This window comes from Streptomyces sp. NPDC051243, assembly GCF_044455405.1.
Classification (GTDB): Bacteria; Actinomycetota; Actinomycetes; order Streptomycetales; family Streptomycetaceae; genus Streptomyces.
Genome location: NZ_JBITES010000007.1, coordinates 274,221 through 291,386 on the forward strand (window position 1 = coordinate 274,221; position 17,166 = coordinate 291,386).

Here is a 17,166-nt window from a genome sequence, read left to right on the forward strand (position 1 = left end):
ACGGGAGTTGACCGATGTAACGTCCGCGCATGTCGAAACGCATGCGCTTCACGATCTGGAGACCGCTCGCGACGGCGGCCGCAGGCGCCCTGCTGGCCGCGTTCCTCTCACCTGCGACGGCCAACGCGGCCGCCCCGCGGGAGAGCAGGCCCGTCTACTCGTACGAGAACGCCATCCGCGAGGCCGTATGGGTGGACACCGGACTCGACCACGACCGCGACGGGAAGGGCGACCGCGTCGCCGTCGACATCGTCCGGCCCCGCGAGACGGCCGCGCAGGGCCGCAAGGTGCCCGTCATCATGGATGCCAGCCCGTACTACTCCTGCTGCGGGCGTGGCAACGAAGGCCAGAAGAAGACGTACGACGCGAATGGCGACGTCGTCCAGATGCCGCTGTTCTACGACAACTACTTCGTGCCCCGCGGCTACGCCTTCGTCGGCGTCGACCTCGCCGGCACCAACCGCTCCGACGGCTGCGTGGACGTCGGCGGCCGCTCCGACATCCTCTCCGCGAAGGCCGTCGTCGACTGGCTGAACGGCCGGGCGAAGGCGTACACGACCCGCACCGGCACCACCAAGGCCACCGCTACGTGGACCAACGGCCGCACCGGCATGATCGGCAAGAGCTGGGACGGCACCATCGCCAACGGCGTCGCCGCCACCGGGGTCGAGGGCCTGAAGACCATCGTGCCGATCAGCGCCATCTCCTCCTGGTACGACTACTACTTCCAGCAGGGCGCTCCGCTGTACGACTCGGGCCCCCACTGGCTGTCCGACTACGTCGACAGCCCCGACGCCCGCGCCAAGTGCGGCGCCGTCCAGCAGATGCTCGTCGACGGGGCCCCGCGCTCCGGCGACTGGACGCCGCTGTGGACGGAGCGGGACTACGTGAAGGACGCGCGCAAGGTCAGGGCGAGCGTCTTCCTGATCCACGGCATGCAGGACCTCAACGTCCGTATGAAGCACGTGGGCCAGTGGTGGGACGCGCTGGCGAAGAACGGCGTCGAGCGCAAGATATGGCTCTCCCAGACCGGCCACGTGGACCCGTTCGACTTCCGCCGCGCCGAATGGGTGGACACCCTGCACCGCTGGTTCGACCACGAACTCCTCGGCTACGACAACGGCATCGACCGCGAGCCGATGGCCGACATCGAGCGCCACCCCGACCAGTGGGTCACCTCGAAGGCCTGGCCCCCGCGCGGCACCGACACGACCACCCTGCGCCCGGCCAAGGGCACCCAGGCGGGCGTCGGCACCCTCGGTCTGAGCAAGGGCAAGGGCACCGAGACCTTCACCGACGACCCGCAGCACGGCGAGACCGACTGGGCCGCCCACATCGACCGGCCCACCCCCGACAAGGCCGGCTTCGTGACCAAGCCGCTCACCCGCGACCTGCGCCTGTCCGGCTCCTCCGAGGTGACCGTCACCGCTACCCCGACCACCTCGACGGCTCACCTCTCCGCCGTCCTGGTCGACCTCGGCCCCGACACCATCCGCGACTACGCGACGAGCGGCGAGGGCATCACCACGCTCACCGACCGCACCTGCTGGGGCGTCAGCACCACCGGCGACAGCGCCTGCTTCAAGGAGACCAAGGCCAAGACCGCCGACGTCGACTACACGGTCGTCAGCCGGGGCTGGGCCGACCTGGGCAATTACGCCTCGGACCGGAAGGGCGAACCGCTCACACCGGGTAAGGCGTACACGATCACCCTCGACCTGGCGGCCACCGACCACGTCGTCCCGGCCGGACACCGCCTCGCCCTGATCGTCGCCGGCACGGACAAGGACCTGATCGATCCTCCGTCGACCACACCGACCCTGACCCTCGACCTCGCCCGCACCAAGGCCCGCCTCCCGCTGGTCGGCGGCGCCCTCGCCTTCGCCCGCGCCACGGCGGGCTCCGTCTCCGCCGCCCCCGAGGCCACACCCCTCGACGGCGTGACCGCACCCCGCACCATCCACCGCATCCCGGAGGGAGGCCAGTGACCGGCATCCGAGCCCTCACCCTCACCGCGGCGGCCCTCGCCGCATCCCTCGTCGCCGTACCGGCCCACGCCGCCGACTCCCCGCCCCGCACCGGCTTCGAGCAGTCGAACGGCGCCGGCTGGACCGGGGAGGCCGAGGAGCAGGACTTCCTCGCGGCCGTCGACAAGGCGAGCGACCGCGTCTCCGTCGCCCGCATCGGCACGACGAAACAGGGCCGCCCGCTCCAACTGGTCCGCATCGGCACCAGCCCCACCCCGAACAAGGTGCTGCTCATCTGCAGCCAGCACGGCGACGAGCCCTCCGGCCGCGAGGCCTGCCTGTCCACGATCCGTGACCTGGCCTACGCGACGGACCGGCAGACCCGGCGTTTCCTGGAGCGCACCACCCTGCTGGTCGTGCCCACCGCCAACCCCGACGGCCGGGTCGCCGACACCCGCGGCAACAGCGACGGCGTGGACATCAACCGCGACCACCTCGCGCTGCGGACCGCCGAGGGCCGGGCCATGGCCGCGGTCATCCGCGACCAACGCCCCGACGTCGTCTACGACCTGCACGAGTACGGCGCCACACCCCCGTACTACGACAAGGACCTGTTCGACCTGTGGCCGCGCAACCTCAACACGAACCCGCACGTCCACGACGAGGCCGAGGCCCTGTCGGGGTCGTACGTACGCCCCGCCGCCACGAGCGCCGGCTACTCGACCGGCACCTACGGCATCTGGACCGACCCGGTCACCGGCGAACCGATGAAGCAGGTCGCCGGCGACGGCCAGGAACGCATCCTGCGCAACATGTCCGGCGTCAAGCACGCGGTCGGCCTGCTGATCGAGAGTCGCGTCGACCCCCTCACGGACGCCGAGAAGGCGGATGAGGCCCTCAACAACCGGCGCCGGGTGCACTCCCAACTCGCCGCCTTGGACGGCCTGTTCGACTTCACGGACGCCCGTCGCGGTCAGGTCGAGGCGGCGACGGGTCTCGCCCGGGTGGCGGGCTACGCCGACACCGGGCCCGTGTACGTCGGCGGCGCCGACAACGACCCGGCCGAACCGGCCGAGGTGATCCAGGACCCGCCCTGCGGCTACCGGCTCACCGACGACCAGTACGCGGAGGTGAAGGACGAACTCGCCCTGCACGCAGTGACGACACGCGGCACCTACGTCCCGCTCCGCCAGTCCCTGCGCGCCCTCGTCCCGCTGCTCCTCGACGAGCGTGCCCCGTACCACCTGACAGCCGCCGAGCCCGACACCGACTGCTGAAACGGCTGCGATCGACGGGATCTGTGGTAGGTCCAGGGAGACGATGTGGAACCGGCGTATCCACCGTTTTCAGGGGAAGGTGCCGCAGATGACCGAGGATCTGAAGAAGAGGGGCGGCGGCCGGGAAGGTCCGCCGGATGTTTCCGGCCGCCCCACGGACAGGATCGTGTTCGGCGTCACCGCCGTCATCACCGTGGCTTTCGTGATCTGGGGCTGGACGGCCACGGACTCGCTGGAGAGCGTGTCCACGAAGATGCTCAACGGCCTGATCCACAACGCCGGCTGGGCCTTCATGCTGGCCGCCTCGTGCTTCGTGGTCTTCGCGCTGTGGCTCGCGATCAGCCGCTACGGCCGTATCCACCTCGGCGCCGAGGGCGAGAAGCCGGAGTTCCGCACTGTCTCCTGGGTCGCGATGATGTTCAGCGCCGGCATGGGCATCGGCCTGATGTTCTACGGCGTCAGCGAGCCGCTCGCGCACTACACGACCCCACCGCCGGGCACGGACCCCGCGGGCTCCGGCGAGCGCATGGAGACGGCGATGGCCACCACGCTCTTCCACTGGACCCTGCACCCCTGGGCGATCTACGCCGTGGTCGGACTCGGCATCGCCTACAGCACCTTCCGCCAGCGCCGGCGCCAGACCATCAGCGCGGTCTTCACCCCGCTGATCGGAGAGAAGCACGCGAACGGCGCCGGAGGCCGGGTGATCGACATCCTCGCGATCATCGCCACCGTCTTCGGGTCCGCGGCCTCCCTGGGCCTCGGCGCGCTCCAGATCGGCTCCGGCTTCGAGGAACTGGGCTGGATGGACGACGTGAGCGAGGGCCTGCTCGTCGCCATCATCGCCGTACTGACCCTGGCGTTCGTCGCCTCGGCCGTCTCCGGGATCGAGCGGGGCATCCAGTGGCTGTCCAACACCAACATGGTGCTCGCCCTGGTCCTCGCCCTCTTCGTGTTCATCGCGGGCCCGACGATCATCGTCCTCGACCTGCTGCCCACCTCGGTCTTCTCCTACCTCGGCGAACTGCCCCAGCTCGCCGGCCGCACCGAGGCCAGCGGCGGCGAGGGCGTCGCGGACTGGCTGGGCAGCTGGACCGTCTTCTACTGGGCCTGGTGGATCTCCTGGACGCCCTTCGTCGGCATGTTCATCGCCCGCATCAGCCGGGGCCGCACCATCCGGCAGTTCGTCGGCGGCGTCATCCTCGTGCCCAGCACGGTCAGCCTGGTCTGGTTCGCGATCTTCGGCGGTACGGCGATGAAGGTGAAGGAGGGCGGCGGCCTCGGCGGCGAGGAGACCCCCGAGGGCCAGCTCTTCGGCCTCCTGAAGGAGTTCCCCATCGCGACCGCCACCAGCCTGCTCGTGATGATCCTGGTCGGCATCTTCTTCGTCTCGGGAGCCGACGCCGCCTCCATCGTGATGGGCACGCTCTCCCAGCGCGGCTCCCTCGAACCCGGCCGCTTCGTCGTCGTGTTCTGGGGTGTCGTGACCGGAGCGGTCGCCGCCATCATGCTGCTGGTCGGCAGCGGCCAGGGCGATGCGCTCACCGGCCTGCAGAACCTCACGATCCTGGCCGCCGCGCCGTTCGTCCTCGTGATGATCGGCATGTGCGTCGCCCTCATGCGCGATCTGCGCCGGGATCCCGTCACCGTGCGCGGGGAGATGGCCTCCGAGGCCGTCGAACTCGCGGTGATCGAGGGCCACAAGAGATACGACGGCGAGTTCGAGATCCAGGTCGGCCCGGGCCCCGGAACGGGAGCGGAGGGCGACCCGCTGGGCCACGACCACGACTGACCGGCGCAGGCACGGCCTCGGCCACCTGTTCGTCCCCGTGCCGGGACGTAGCGGAATATGTCATGCCGCGCTCATATCGGTCCCGTCCTGGGGATACTCACAGCATGTCTGCCGAGTACGCGACCTTCGGCCTGGCACCGGCGATGCGTGCCGGTGGCGTCCTCGCCAACGGTGACTTCCAGGTGCACCGGGATTTCGTGGACTTCATAGTCGACGGACGCCCGCTGCTGTTCCAGCTCTCCGACCTCGACGCCGTCTCCCCGCTCGCCTCCGACGTCCCGCCCGCCATCTTCACCGCACACGTCCGCAGCCTGCTCCTGGAGGCGGAGGCCCCGCTTCCAGGCAGCCGGTATGTCATCTACGGCTGCCCCGAGTGCGCGGACCTCGCCTGCGGCGCCGTCACCGCGGTCATCGACAAGGACGGCGACGACTACATCTGGCGGGACTTCGCCTGGCAGACGGAGGAACACGCCGACCTGGAGCTCAACGGCTACCACGGCATCGGCCCCTTCCGCTTCCGGGGCGCCGACTACCGCGCGGCCCTCGGCTCCCTGCTCGACCACGACACCGAGGCGCCACGCCGCCGGGTGCTCCTCATCGGCGCCCGCGTCGCCCTCCTCGCCAAGCTCGCCGCCGCCCTGCGCACCATCGGGATCGGCGCCGACATCACCCATGACGTGGGCGGCGTCCCCGCCGACGAACTGCGCGGATACGGTGCCGTCGCCTTCGGGCGCGCGGTCGGCGAGGAGCAGCGGGCCGCCGTACGCCGGGCCTTCGCGGACGCCGGAGTCGACGTGGCCTACGTCGACGGCCTCGCGCCCATCGTGCCGTTGCTGGTCGCCCAGATCGAACACGCCCTGGACCGCAGCCCGGTCGAACAACGCCGGCTGACCCGTCTGGTGGCCGCCGACGGTGAGGCGGGCGTCGAGGTCACCTCGCCCTGCCGGGTGCGGCTGACGGCGTACCGCCTCGACTTTCTGTACCGCACGCACACACATGAGGTCTTCGACGGCGTTCTGGAGGCAGGGCGCCATCGGATCGCGTTGGACGCGAAGGCGGTGAAGGGGGAGTCGTTCGTGGTGGCTCGGACGTCCGGGAGTGTGCTGGTGGAGGCCATGGCGCGGTAACGCTCCGCTGGGTGCCGCGACGGGTGGGTGCCGCGATATGCGCCAAGCCCTCGGCGATCTTGCGCGCCGGAAAACCCCGGCGCGTCCTGTGCGGCCCTGCCACTAGGATCGCCCTCTGTGACTGCCACTCTCGTCGCCAAGAACCTCGCCGCCGGGCACGGCGACCGTTCCCTGTTCAGTGGGCTCGATCTCGTCGTGGCGCCCGGAGACGTGATCGGCCTGGTCGGGGCCAACGGCGCGGGCAAGTCCACGCTGCTGCGCCTGCTCGCCGGGCTGAGCGCGCCCGAGGAGGGCGAGCTGCGACTGTCGCCGCCGACCGCGACCGTCGGTCACCTTCCGCAGGAGCCGGAGCGGCGCCCCGGCGAGACCGTACGGCAGTTCCTGGCCCGCCGTACCGGAGTGGCCGAGGCCCAGCGGGTGATGGACGAGGCGACTCAGGCCCTCGTCGACGGGGCGCCGGGCGCGGACGACGCGTACGCCACGAGCCTGGAGCGCTGGCTGGACCTGGGCGGCGCCGACCTCGACGAGCGGGCGGAGGAGGTCGCCGACTCGCTGGGCCTGGCGGTGGACCTGGACCAGCCGATGACGTCCCTGTCGGGTGGCCAGGCGGCGCGAGCCGGACTCGCCTCGCTGCTGCTGTCGCGCTACGACGTCTTCCTCCTCGACGAGCCCACCAACGACCTCGACCTCGACGGCCTGGAGCGCCTGGAACGCTTCGTCGCCGGTCTGCGCGCCGGCACCGTCGTCGTCAGCCACGACCGGGAGTTCCTCACCCGCACGGTCACCAAGGTCCTCGAACTCGACCTCGCCCAGCGGCAGATCAACCTCTACGGCGGCGGCTACGAGGCCTACCTGGAGGAACGCGAGGTGGCCCGCCGCCACGCCCGTGACGACTACGAGGAGTACGCCGACAAGAAGGCCGCCCTCCAGGAACGGGCGCAGACGCAGCGCGCGTGGATGGACAAGGGCGTGAAGAACGCCCGGCGCAAGGCCGGCAACGACAACGACAAGATCGGCCGCAAGTTCCGCAGCGAGGCCAGCGAGAAGCAGGCCGCGAAGGCCCGCCAGACCCAGCGGATGATCGAGCGGCTGGAGGTCGTCGAGGAGCCGCGCAAGGAGTGGGAACTGCGCATGGAGATCGCCTCGGCGCCCCGCTCGGGCGCGGTCGTGGCGACCCTGCGGGACGCCGAGGTGGGCCGCGGCGACTTCACCCTCGGCCCGGTGTCCCTGCAGATCGACTGGGCGGACCGGGTGGCGGTCACCGGTGCGAACGGCGCGGGCAAGTCGACGCTGCTGGGCGCCCTGCTGGGCCGTATCCCCCTCACGGCGGGCCAGGCGACGCTCGGCTCGGGCGTCCTGATCGGCGAGGTCGACCAGGCCCGCAAGCTGTTCCACGGCGAGGAGTCGCTACTGGACGCCTTCTGTGCCGCGGTCCCGGACACCGAACCGGTCGAAGTACGCACCCTCCTGGCCAAGTTCGGCCTCAAGACCGACCACGTCCTGCGCTCGGCTGCCACCCTCTCCCCGGGCGAGCGCACCCGCGCCGCCCTCGCCCTCCTCCAGGGCCGGGGCGTCAACCTGCTCGTCCTCGACGAGCCCACCAACCACCTCGACCTGCCGGCCATCGAGCAACTCGAATCGGCTCTGGACGCCTACGAGGGCACGCTGCTCCTGGTCACCCACGACCGGCGCATGCTCGACGCCGTCCACGTCACCCGCCGCCTGGAGGTCGCCGACGGCAAGGTGACGGAACGCTGAGGCGACCGAACGCCAGGGCGCCTGTCTCAGCGTCCGTGGCACAGCAGCGCGCAGACGAAGTTCTCCTGCACGGCGCGCAGCTTCCGCAGCAGAACGGGGTTCATGGCCTCGGTGATCTGGGTGGTGACCGAGAACGTCAGCGACCGGCGCCCGTCCGGCGTGGCGGCGATCAGCTGCGTATAGCCGAGGGTGTTGCCCGTGTGCCCCAGCACCACACCGCACCGGGTCGTGTACCGGAAGAGGGCGAGGCCCGCGTCGTTGCGGCCCGGCCCGGCGGGCTCGGACGCCGCACCGGGAATCCAGCGGCGCTGCTCCCGCACGAGAGGGCGGCCGTACAGCCGGCCGCCGACGTAGCCGCGCACGAAGCGGGTCATGTCGATGGGCGTGGAGACGATGCCGCCCGACGCCCAGACCCCGGACATGCCGAGGACCTCGCTCACGTCCTCCGGCGGCGCGGGCGGGCTCACGTCGTAGCCGTGCAGGTACGGCACCGGCATCAGATGGCCCTGCGGCAAGCTCGTGCGGAACAGGCCCAGCGGCCGGTACACCAACTCGTCCAGGAGCCGTTCGTACCGGACGCCGGTCGCCGCCTCCGCCATCAGGGCGACGGCGATGTTGTCCGAGTTGGAGTACTGGTACCGGGTGCCGGGCCGGAACAGCAGCGGCCGGTCGGCGACGTAGTCGAGCAGCCGGCGGGAGTCGAAGCGGTGCCGTGGGTTGGCCTGCAGGGTCCGCGCGAACGCCGGGGCGCGCGAGTAGTCGGGCAGGCCACTGGTGTGGTTCAGCAGCTGGCGCAGCGTCACGGCGCCCCAGGCCCGGGGCAGTTGCGGCAGACGTTCCCGCACGGTGTCGTCGAGACGCAGGTGGCGGCGGTCGACGAGGGACAACGCCACCGCGCCGCTGAACGCCTTGGCCGCACTGGCGATGCGCATGTGGTCCCCGGGTTGGGGCCTGCGGCCGGTGGCCAGGTTCGAGACGCCGGCCCGGACGACCCTGCTGCCCCGGCCGTCACGGAGGACGGCGATGGCACCGGGCGGGCCGCCCGGCGTGCGCACCAGGTCGTCCAACTGCTGCTGCAGCGTGTCGGGAGGATGCGCTCCGGGCCGCTGGGTGGCGCCCGCTCCGACAGCTGACAGCAGCACCAGACAGACGGTGATGAGGGACGCCGCCGCGAGACGGGGGCCGAGTGGAGAACGGCGGCGAGGCGGGGTGAGGGTCGGCATCGGCTCTCCTGGGCGGCGTCGGACACACGAGCGGTCCGTCCAGCCATTCCCGCCCGGATCCCGGCCGCCGCGCCCGCTACTGCGGATGGCCCAACAGGCCGCGCCCTCAGGATCGGCCGAACCGCGTCGCGATCCCCGGGTAGTCCACGACGAACCCGTCGCCGTCGAACACGATGTCGCTGCGGAAGTCGCCGGAGACGAAGCGAACACGGCCCTGCCCCAGGTGCGAGTACGTCTGCCGCGACGGCAGCACCGTCAGGTCCGGCACCGACACCCACGCCATCGACAACCCCCGCTCGCCGGGCGCCAGATGGAGACCATGCCGCAGCACCGGCATGGTGTTGGTGAGCGGGCACAGGCCCAGGTCGCAGTCGAGGGCACCCTCGACGTCGGGCAGCGACTCACCGTCCGCCGTCCACCGGCCCGCACCGTCATGCCGCAGCTCGAGCGTGCGCACGCCGTCCGCGGACTCCGCGGTGACCCGCAGCCGGCGCGTCACGAAGCCGTCGGCCGTGTCGAGTTCGTACGAGATCCAGTACGGCTGTGGCGAGGTGCCGACCGCCCGGCCGCGGGCCCGCAGGGCGTCGGCGCCGAGCTCGGTCCAGGCGGTCTCCAGGCCCTGGCTCCCCGACACCTCCCAGGTGATGACACGTGACGTCGCCATGTCGTCACCCTACGGGCGAACCGGCCCGGATCCTCCGTGTCGTACCGGGGAGTCCGGGCCCGCGTGTCGCGTCGGCGCCTGGCCTGCGTATGCCGCTGGGTGCTTGACGGGCGTATGCCACGTCATTGCCTGACCGGCGTGTACCGGTTCAGTGCCCGCTTTCCTTGCGCCGGCTCAGCGCTTGCCCTGCTTAGGGTCGAGCAGACCCGCGCGGCGCAGGGCGTCCGCCATCGCGCTGTTGGCCGGAGGCGGGGCCTGGCGCGAGCCGCCGCCACCACCGCCACCGCGCCCCTGTCGCTGCTGCGGCGGACGCCCGCCCCGCTGCCGGCGCTCGCCGCCTCCGCCCTGCTGCCCCTGCGCGGCCGCCTCGTCGTCGAGCCGCAGCGTCAGGGAGATCCGCTTGCGCGGAATGTCGACGTCCAGGACCTTCACCTTGACGATGTCGCCGGGCTTGACGACGTCGCGCGGATCCTTGACGAAGGTCTTGGACATCGCGGAGACATGCACCAGACCGTCCTGGTGGACACCGACGTCGACGAAGGCGCCGAAGGCGGCGACGTTCGTGACGACGCCCTCCAGGACCATCCCGGACGCCAGGTCGGAGATCTTCTCGACGCCCTCCTTGAAGGTGGCCGTCTTGAAGGCGGGACGCGGGTCGCGCCCGGGCTTCTCCAGCTCCTTGAGGATGTCCGTCACGGTCGGCAGACCGAACGTCTCGTCCACGTAGTCGTTCGGCTTCAGGGACCGCAGCACGCCCGTGTTGCCGATGAGGGCGGCCACCTCCTGGCCGGTCGTCTTCACCATCCGCCGGACCACCGGATACGCCTCCGGGTGGACGCTGGACGCGTCCAGCGGGTCGTCGCCGCCGCGGATGCGCAGGAAGCCCGCGCACTGCTCGTACGCCTTCGGGCCGAGCCGGGCGACGTTCTTCAACTGTGCGCGGGACGTGAACGGGCCGTTGGCGTCCCGGTGCGCCACGATGTTCTCGGCGAGGCCGGAGGTGATGCCGGAGACGCGTGCGAGCAGCGGCGCGGACGCGGTGTTGACGTCGACGCCGACGCCGTTCACACAGTCCTCGACCACCGCGTCCAGTGAGCGCGACAGCTTCACCTCGGACAGGTCGTGCTGGTACTGGCCGACGCCGATCGACTTCGGGTCGATCTTCACCAGCTCGGCCAGCGGGTCCTGCAGCCGGCGGGCGATCGACACCGCCCCGCGCAGCGACACGTCCATGTCGGGCAGTTCCTGGGAGGCGAAGGCCGAGGCCGAGTACACCGAGGCGCCAGCCTCGGACACCATCACCTTGGTGAGCTTCAACTCGGGGTGCTTGGTGATGAGTTCACCGGCGAGCTTGTCGGTCTCGCGGGAGGCCGTGCCGTTGCCGATCGCGACCAGCTCCACCGCGTGCTCCTTCGCCAGCCGGGCCAGCTTGGCGATCGCCTCGTCCCATTTGTTCGCCGGGACGTGCGGGTAGATGACGTCGGTCGCGACGACCTTGCCGGTCGCGTCGACCACGGCCACCTTCACGCCCGTACGAAAGCCCGGGTCCAGACCCAGCGTCGCGCGCGTGCCGGCCGGGGCGGCCAGCAGCAGGTCGCGGAGGTTGGCCGCGAAGACACCCACGGCCTCGTCCTCGGCTGCCGTGCGCAGGCGCAGCCGCAGGTCGATGCCGAGGTGGACGAGGATGCGGGTGCGCCAGGCCCAGCGGACCGTGTCCGTCAGCCACTTGTCGGCGGGACGGCCGCGGTCGGCGATCCCGAACTTCCCGGCGACGATCCCCTCGTACGACGACGGCCCGTCGGTGGGCTCCTCCGGCTCCAGAACCAGGTCCAGAACCTCTTCCTTCTCGCCGCGGAGCATGGCGAGGATCCGGTGCGAGGGCAGCTCCGTGAACGGCTCGGCGAAATCGAAGTAGTCGGCGAACTTCGCGCCCGCCTCCTCCTTGCCGTCCCGCACCTTGGCGGCCAGCCGCCCGCGGACCCACATGCGTTCGCGCAGCTCGCCGATCAGGTCGGCGTCCTCCGAGAACCGCTCGGTGAGGATCGCGCGGGCGCCGTCCAGCGCGGCCTGCGGGTCGGCCACGCCCTTGTCGGAGTCGACGAAGGCGGCGGCAGCGGCGAGGGGCTCGACGCTCGGGTCGCCGAGCAGCCCCTCGGCGAGCGGCTCCAGACCGGCCTCGCGGGCGATCTGCGCCTTCGTCCTGCGCTTGGGCTTGTACGGCAGGTAGATGTCCTCCAGCCGCGCCTTGGTCTCGGCGCCGCGGATCTGCGCCTCCAGCTCCTCGGTCAGCTTGCCCTGCTCACGCACCGAGTCGAGGATCGCCGTCCGCCGCTCCTCCAGCTCCCGCAGGTAGCGCAGCCGCTCCTCGATCGTGCGCAGCTGCGCGTCGTCGAGCATCTCGGTCGCTTCCTTGCGGTAGCGGGCGATGAAGGGCACCGTCGAACCGCCGTCGAGCAGCTCCACGGCAGCCTTCACCTGCCGCTCCCGTACGCCGAGCTCTTCGGCGATCCTGCCTTCGATGGACCCTACGAGGGGTGTCGTCACGATCCCGTCCCGCTTTCTCACTGAGGTTGCGCGGCAATTGTGGCAGGTGACACCGACAACCGGGGATCAGGGCGGCAACCCGGCCGGTCGCGGCGGGTCGGAATCAGACCCTGCGGCTGCGTGTGCTGCCGGAAGCGCCCCCGAACAGCCGCGCGAGGGCCCGGAACGGCAAGGTCACGACGGTGGCGATGGCGCCGCCTATCTGGCGCAGAACGTCTGCGATTGCTCGAAGCACGGTGGTTCACCTGTCCTTTCCCCGGCCCACGACGGCCGGCCGGGGACCGGGTACCGCGCCTGGGGCCCGCCATGCGGCCCGGCCTTGCGCGCGTGTGCGCCGCCGTGGCGGCGCGGGCCCTATGCGAGTGTTGGCTGTGCGACGCGGCCTTGCGCGCGTGTGAGCCGTGCGGCGCGGGCCCTGTGCGAGCGTTCGCCGTGTGGCCCGGGCTCTGTGCGGGTGTGCGCCGTGCGGCGCGGGCCCTGTGTGAGTGTTGGCTGTGCGACGCGGCCTTGCGCGCGTGTGCGCCGTGCGGCGCGGGCCCTGTGCGAGTGTTGGCTGTGTGGCCCGGGCTCTGTGCGCGTGTGCGTCGTGCGGCGCGGGCCCTGTGCGAGCGTCGGCTGTGCGACGCGGCCTTGCGCGCGTGTGAGCCGTGCGGCGCGGGCCCTGTACGAGCGTTCGCCGTGCGGCCCGGGCTCTGTGCGCGTGTGCGCCGTGCGCGGCCCGGGCCCCATGCGCGTGTGCGCCGTGCGACTCAGCCCTTGCCGATCAGATCCGCCGGAAACGCCCCCGCCATCGCCGCCGCCCGCGCGAATCCCGCCCCGAGCTCGGTCAGGCGTGCCACCGCCTCCGCCCCGAGGTGCTCGTACGGTGCCCGGTCGAGGCGGTCCGTCTCGGACTCGATCTCCTCGCGCAGGGCGATCCCGGCCTGCGTCAGCTCGCCCGCGTCGTCGAGAAGCCCCCGCTCGCGCAGCCGGGCCGACGCCGCGTCCCAGTCCTCCTGCGTCCAGCCGCGCGTGGCGCGCACCCACTTCGGCGTCATGCCCTTGCCGGTCGCGGTGTGGGTCACCACCGCCTCCAGGCCGTCGAGGCCCGCCGCGGTCAGCACGGCGAGATGGCCGTCACCCCGGTGCTCACGCAGCAACGTGGCGGCGTGGAAGCAGGCGAGGTGCGGTTCCTCGGGGACCGGCAGGTCCGCGTGCGCCGAGTACAGGGGCCGGGCGCTGCGGGAACAGGCCTCGGTGGCGCGCAGTGCGAGCCGTGCGGCCTCCGCCATCTCCCGGGACGTCACCGCCTCCTCGCCGAGCAGCCGCCGCAGCGACGCGTCGACCGCACGCGCGCGTGCCGCCAGCACGTCCTCGGGGGAGGCGATCGTCCAGACCGCGGGTATGTGCCGGGCCACCAGGTCGTGCTTGTAGTTGTAGAACGTCGCCGTCACCGCGCCCGCCCCGACCGGCCCCAGCGCGGCCGCCCGCACCGCGAAGTTGACGGCCCTGGGGTGGGTGACGCCGAGTGCGGCGAGTTCCGTGCCCAGCTCCGGGGCGAAGTAGGACGTCGCGTGCAGGGTGTTCAGCACGCTCTGGCAGCGTCGGCCGGCACGCGGCTCGAGGGCGGCAGTAGTCATGGCCGGAGGTTACCAACCGCTTGGTACGTTTTCCATGCGCGGGTGAAGCATGGCAGGAAAGGTGGGGGAAACGTCATTGCGGCTGTCCGGACAGCACGCGAAGAATCGATGCCATGGCGCCCCGAACCGTTCTCTTCCTGCTCTTCGACGACGTGCAGAGCCTCGATGTCACCGGACCGTTGGAGGTCTTCGCGGGGGCCGAGACGCACACGCCGGGCACGTATCGCATCCGCACGGCCTCCCCGGACGGCGGTCCGGTCCGTACGTCCGGCGGCCTGACCGTCGTACCGGATCATGCCCTCGCCGACGCTCCCGACCCGCACACCCTCGTCGTCCCCGGCGGCCAGGGCACCCGCGGCCCGCAACCCGCCCTGACCGAGTGGCTGCGCCGGCACGGCCCGCGTGCCGAGCGTCTGGTCTCCGTCTGTACCGGCGCGATCCTGCTCGCCGGGGCGGGCCTGCTCGACGGCCGCCGTGCCACGACCCACTGGGCGTACTGCGACAAGCTCGCCCGCGACCACCCGGCCGTCGACGTCGACCCGGACCCGATCTACGTACGCGACGGACATGTCGCCACCTCCGCCGGCGTGACCTCGGGCATCGACCTCGCCCTTGCCCTCGTCGAGGAGGACCTGGGCCGGGACGTCGCCCTCGGCATCGCCCGCCACCTGGTCGTCTTCCTGCGCCGGCCCGGAAACCAGGCCCAGTTCAGCGCCCAGCTCGCCGCCCAGACCGCGCGGCGCGAGCCCCTGAGGGAAGTCCAGCGCTGGATCACCGAGCACCCCGACGCCGACCTCACGGTCGAGGCGCTGGCCGCCCGCGCGAGCCTCTCCGCGCGCCACTTCGCCCGCGCCTTTCAGAACGAGACCGGTATGACCCCCGGCCGGTACGTCGACCGGGTCCGCCTCGAACACGCCCGCCGCCTGCTGGAGGACACGGGCGACGGCGTCGAGGAGATCTCCCGCGCCTGCGGCTACGGCACTCCCGAGGCCATGCGGCGCGCCTTCGTCAAGAGCCTCGGGACGGCCCCGGTCGAGTACCGACGCCGGTTCCGACCCGCACCCGTCCACTGAAAGGAAACCGATGCAGATCGCCCTGGTCGTCTACGACCGGTTCACGGCCCTCGACGTCGTCGGCCCATACGAATTCCTCTCTCGTCTCCCGGACGCCGAGACCGTCTTCGTCGCCAAGGCGGCCGGACCCGTCCGCTCCGACAACGGAGCCTTTACGCTCATCGCCGACAAGGCGCTGGCCGAGGTGTCGAGTCCGGACATCGTGGTCGTGTCCGGCGGCCCCGGCCAGAGCGCGCTGATGGAGGACGAGCAGTTGCTGGGCTGGCTGCGCGCGGTCGATGCCACCAGTACCTGGACGACCTCGGTGTGCTCAGGCTCCCTGCTTCTGGCCGCCGCCGGACTCCTCCGGGGCCGCCGCGCGACCTCGCACTGGCTGGCGCTGGACCAGCTGAAGCCCTTCGGCGCCGAACCGACGGGGGAGCGGGTCGTCCTCGACGGAAAGTACGTCACCGCGGCGGGCGTCTCGTCCGGCATCGACATGGCACTCACCCTGTTCGGGCAGATCGCCGGCGAGGACCGCGCCCAGGCCGTACAGCTGGCCACGGAGTACGACCCTCAGCCGCCGTACGACGCCGGATCCCCTCAGAAGGCACCTGCCCACATCGTCGACCTGCTCCGTGCGCACAGCCGTTTCATCCTGACGTAGGCACGCTCCAGGTGAACCGGGGCTGCCTGCGCTCCAGGAACGCGGCGACGCCCTCCGCGGTGTCGCCGCTTGCGCGTGCCTGCTCCGCCCAGTGCTCGTCGCGGTCGGTGTGGCCGTTCGCGAACTCCTTCGCCGCGGCCTGCGTCAGCTGGGAGCGTGCCACCAGGATCCGGGTGAACTCCGTGACGCGCTTGCCGAGTTCGCCCTCGGGCAGCACCTCGTCCACCAGACCTGTCCGCAAGGCCCGCTGCGCGTCGATCAACTCACCCGAGAACAACAGGTACTTGGTCGTCGCCGGTCCCACCAGCGACGCCAACCGCCGCGTGGAGGAGGCCGGATACACGATCCCCAGCTTCGCCGGCGTGACCCCGAACAGCGAACCCTCTTCGGCGAACCGCAGATCACACGCCGCCGCCAGCTGCGACCCGCCGCCCACACAGTGCCCCCGGATCGCCGCCAGCGTCGGCTTCGGGAAGCCGGCCAGCGCCTCCTCCGCCGCCACGGCCAGATCCTGGGCCTCCCTGGCCGACCCCCGCAGCGTGGAGATGTCGGCCCCGGCGCAGAACGTCCCGCCCTCACCGGTCAGCACCAGCGCCCGCACGGCCGGATCGGCGGCCAGCGTGCCGAGCAGTGGCGGCAGTGCCCGCCACATCGCGGCCGTCATCGCGTTGCGCTTGGCCGGATGGTGGACGACGACGGTGGCGACCGAGTCGGTGACGCTGTGCAGCAGCTGGGGCTCCATGCGGCGGATGCTATCCGCTTGCTCCGAACAGCCGATCAGGAAGGGCCCCGCGGCCGATCACGGCAGAGGGTGCACGTAGGGCCAGGGAGGTCGATCGAGGAGGCGCTGATGGCCAGGTCCACCAAGCCCGAGGGTGAGGCGGCGAAACTCCGGCGTGGCTTCGGCATGCTCGCCGCCCTGGGTGTGCTGCTGGTCCTCGGCGGAGTGGTCGGGCTCCTCTACACCGCCTTCGCCACGCTGACCTCGATGCTTCTGTTCGGCTGGCTGCTGTTGATCGGCGGTGTCGTCGCCCTGCTGCACGCGGTCCAGGGGCGCGGCACCCCCTTCTTCTGGCTCGGCGTGGTCGTCGCCGCGCTGAACATCGCGGCCGGCGTGGTGGTGATCCGCAGGCCGGAGGCGGCGGCCGAGGCGCTGGCCATGTTCGCCGCCCTGCTGTTCCTCACGGGCGGACTGTTCCGGGTGGTCGGCAGTCTGGTGGTGCGCGGTCCGCAGTTCGGCTGGACCCTGCTGCAGGGCGCCTTCGACCTGTTCCTCGGCATCCTGGTGCTCAGTACCTGGCCGAGCAGCAGGTACGTCATCGGCACCCTCTTCTCGCTGGCCCTGCTCTTCGACGGGCTCGGCCTGATCGCCACGGGTCACGGCGGTCGCCGGATCGTCGGCATGGTCGCGGGGAAGGGCGCCGCCAAACCCGTACAACCCGAATAGTTGCCCAAGTCGGCACGAGCGGGACAGGA

Annotated in this window: 14 protein-coding genes; 8 read left to right on the forward strand and 6 right to left on the reverse strand. The window is 71.5% G+C overall.

Translation table 11 applies throughout. The features are described from left to right. The first annotated feature begins 29 nt into the window (after window positions 1–29). From ACIBAG_RS19795 to ACIBAG_RS19815, 5 genes are all read left to right on the forward strand, one after another. Entirely contained in the window at window positions 30–1,988 is a 1,959-nt protein-coding gene (locus tag ACIBAG_RS19795; protein WP_399106766.1) for a Xaa-Pro dipeptidyl-peptidase, read from the forward strand. Continuing rightward, the gene (locus ACIBAG_RS19800) at window positions 1,985–3,244 is read left to right on the forward strand and encodes a M14 family metallocarboxypeptidase (RefSeq protein WP_399106768.1); all 1,260 of its coding nucleotides are present in this window, start codon (window positions 1,985–1,987) and stop codon (window positions 3,242–3,244) included. Before ACIBAG_RS19795 ends, ACIBAG_RS19800 begins: the two co-directional genes overlap by 4 nt. Window positions 3,245–3,332: 88 nt before the next feature. After that, the gene (locus ACIBAG_RS19805) at window positions 3,333–5,036 is read left to right on the forward strand and encodes a BCCT family transporter (RefSeq protein ID WP_399106770.1); all 1,704 of its coding nucleotides are present in this window, start codon (window positions 3,333–3,335) and stop codon (window positions 5,034–5,036) included. A gap of 104 nt (window positions 5,037–5,140) precedes the next feature. After that, window positions 5,141–6,163 (forward strand): oxidoreductase, encoded by a 1,023-nt coding sequence (locus ACIBAG_RS19810; protein WP_399106772.1) that lies wholly within the window; start codon window positions 5,141–5,143, stop codon window positions 6,161–6,163. Window positions 6,164–6,280: 117 nt separating this feature from the next. After that, window positions 6,281–7,921: an ABC-F family ATP-binding cassette domain-containing protein gene (locus ACIBAG_RS19815; protein ID WP_399106774.1), complete on the forward strand. Its 1,641-nt coding sequence runs from the start codon at window positions 6,281–6,283 to the stop codon at window positions 7,919–7,921. A gap of 26 nt (window positions 7,922–7,947) precedes the next feature. Here ACIBAG_RS19815 and ACIBAG_RS19820 read toward each other — a convergent pair whose 3' ends face one another. The 5 genes from ACIBAG_RS19820 to ACIBAG_RS19840 all read right to left on the reverse strand — a co-directional run bounded on the left by ACIBAG_RS19820 (window position 7,948) and on the right by ACIBAG_RS19840 (window position 13,971). After that, entirely contained in the window at window positions 7,948–9,144 is a 1,197-nt protein-coding gene (locus tag ACIBAG_RS19820) for a serine hydrolase domain-containing protein (RefSeq protein WP_399106776.1), read from the reverse strand. 106 nt (window positions 9,145–9,250) lie between these two features. Next, a complete protein-coding gene (locus tag ACIBAG_RS19825) occupies window positions 9,251–9,808 on the reverse strand; it encodes a putative glycolipid-binding domain-containing protein (protein WP_399106778.1) in 558 nt (185 codons plus the stop codon). 174 nt (window positions 9,809–9,982) lie between these two features. Next, on the reverse strand, window positions 9,983–12,352 hold the full coding sequence (locus ACIBAG_RS19830) for a Tex family protein (protein WP_399106780.1): 2,370 nt from the start codon (window positions 12,350–12,352) through the stop codon (window positions 9,983–9,985). A 103-nt stretch (window positions 12,353–12,455) separates the two neighbouring features. After that, window positions 12,456–12,587: an LPFR motif small protein gene (locus tag ACIBAG_RS19835; RefSeq protein WP_267882952.1), complete on the reverse strand. Its 132-nt coding sequence runs from the start codon at window positions 12,585–12,587 to the stop codon at window positions 12,456–12,458. 514 nt (window positions 12,588–13,101) lie between these two features. Beyond that, the gene (locus ACIBAG_RS19840) at window positions 13,102–13,971 is read right to left on the reverse strand and encodes a hypothetical protein (protein WP_399106782.1); all 870 of its coding nucleotides are present in this window, start codon (window positions 13,969–13,971) and stop codon (window positions 13,102–13,104) included. A 113-nt stretch (window positions 13,972–14,084) separates the two neighbouring features. Here ACIBAG_RS19840 and ACIBAG_RS19845 point away from each other — a divergent pair, with 113 nt between their 5' ends. Together ACIBAG_RS19845 and ACIBAG_RS19850 are read left to right on the forward strand one after the other, a co-directional pair. Next, entirely contained in the window at window positions 14,085–15,044 is a 960-nt protein-coding gene (locus tag ACIBAG_RS19845) for a GlxA family transcriptional regulator (RefSeq protein ID WP_399106784.1), read from the forward strand. A 10-nt stretch (window positions 15,045–15,054) separates the two neighbouring features. Continuing rightward, on the forward strand, window positions 15,055–15,690 hold the full coding sequence (locus tag ACIBAG_RS19850) for a DJ-1/PfpI family protein (RefSeq protein ID WP_399106786.1): 636 nt from the start codon (window positions 15,055–15,057) through the stop codon (window positions 15,688–15,690). Here ACIBAG_RS19850 and ACIBAG_RS19855 read toward each other — a convergent pair. Beyond that, window positions 15,677–16,432 (reverse strand): enoyl-CoA hydratase/isomerase family protein, encoded by a 756-nt coding sequence (locus ACIBAG_RS19855; RefSeq protein ID WP_399106788.1) that lies wholly within the window; start codon window positions 16,430–16,432, stop codon window positions 15,677–15,679. The two genes, ACIBAG_RS19850 and ACIBAG_RS19855, sit on opposite strands and share 14 nt — an antisense overlap. A 108-nt stretch (window positions 16,433–16,540) precedes the next feature. Between ACIBAG_RS19855 and ACIBAG_RS19860 the strand changes: the two genes are divergently transcribed. Then, window positions 16,541–17,137 (forward strand): HdeD family acid-resistance protein, encoded by a 597-nt coding sequence (locus tag ACIBAG_RS19860; RefSeq protein WP_399106790.1) that lies wholly within the window; start codon window positions 16,541–16,543, stop codon window positions 17,135–17,137. The last annotated feature ends 29 nt before the right edge of the window (window positions 17,138–17,166 follow it).

Coding starts and splice junctions, on each gene's coding strand:
- ACIBAG_RS19860 (WP_399106790.1), top strand. CDS start 16,541: ATGGCCAGGTCCACCAAGCCCGAGGGTGAGGCGGCGAAACTCCGGCGT.
- ACIBAG_RS19820 (WP_399106776.1), bottom strand. CDS start 9,144: ATGCCGACCCTCACCCCGCCTCGCCGCCGTTCTCCACTCGGCCCCCGT.
- ACIBAG_RS19855 (WP_399106788.1), bottom strand. CDS start 16,432: ATGGAGCCCCAGCTGCTGCACAGCGTCACCGACTCGGTCGCCACCGTC.
- ACIBAG_RS19795 (WP_399106766.1), top strand. CDS start 30: ATGTCGAAACGCATGCGCTTCACGATCTGGAGACCGCTCGCGACGGCG.
- ACIBAG_RS19845 (WP_399106784.1), top strand. CDS start 14,085: ATGGCGCCCCGAACCGTTCTCTTCCTGCTCTTCGACGACGTGCAGAGC.
- ACIBAG_RS19825 (WP_399106778.1), bottom strand. CDS start 9,808: ATGGCGACGTCACGTGTCATCACCTGGGAGGTGTCGGGGAGCCAGGGC.
- ACIBAG_RS19805 (WP_399106770.1), top strand. CDS start 3,333: ATGACCGAGGATCTGAAGAAGAGGGGCGGCGGCCGGGAAGGTCCGCCG.
- ACIBAG_RS19840 (WP_399106782.1), bottom strand. CDS start 13,971: ATGACTACTGCCGCCCTCGAGCCGCGTGCCGGCCGACGCTGCCAGAGC.
- ACIBAG_RS19850 (WP_399106786.1), top strand. CDS start 15,055: ATGCAGATCGCCCTGGTCGTCTACGACCGGTTCACGGCCCTCGACGTC.
- ACIBAG_RS19810 (WP_399106772.1), top strand. CDS start 5,141: ATGTCTGCCGAGTACGCGACCTTCGGCCTGGCACCGGCGATGCGTGCC.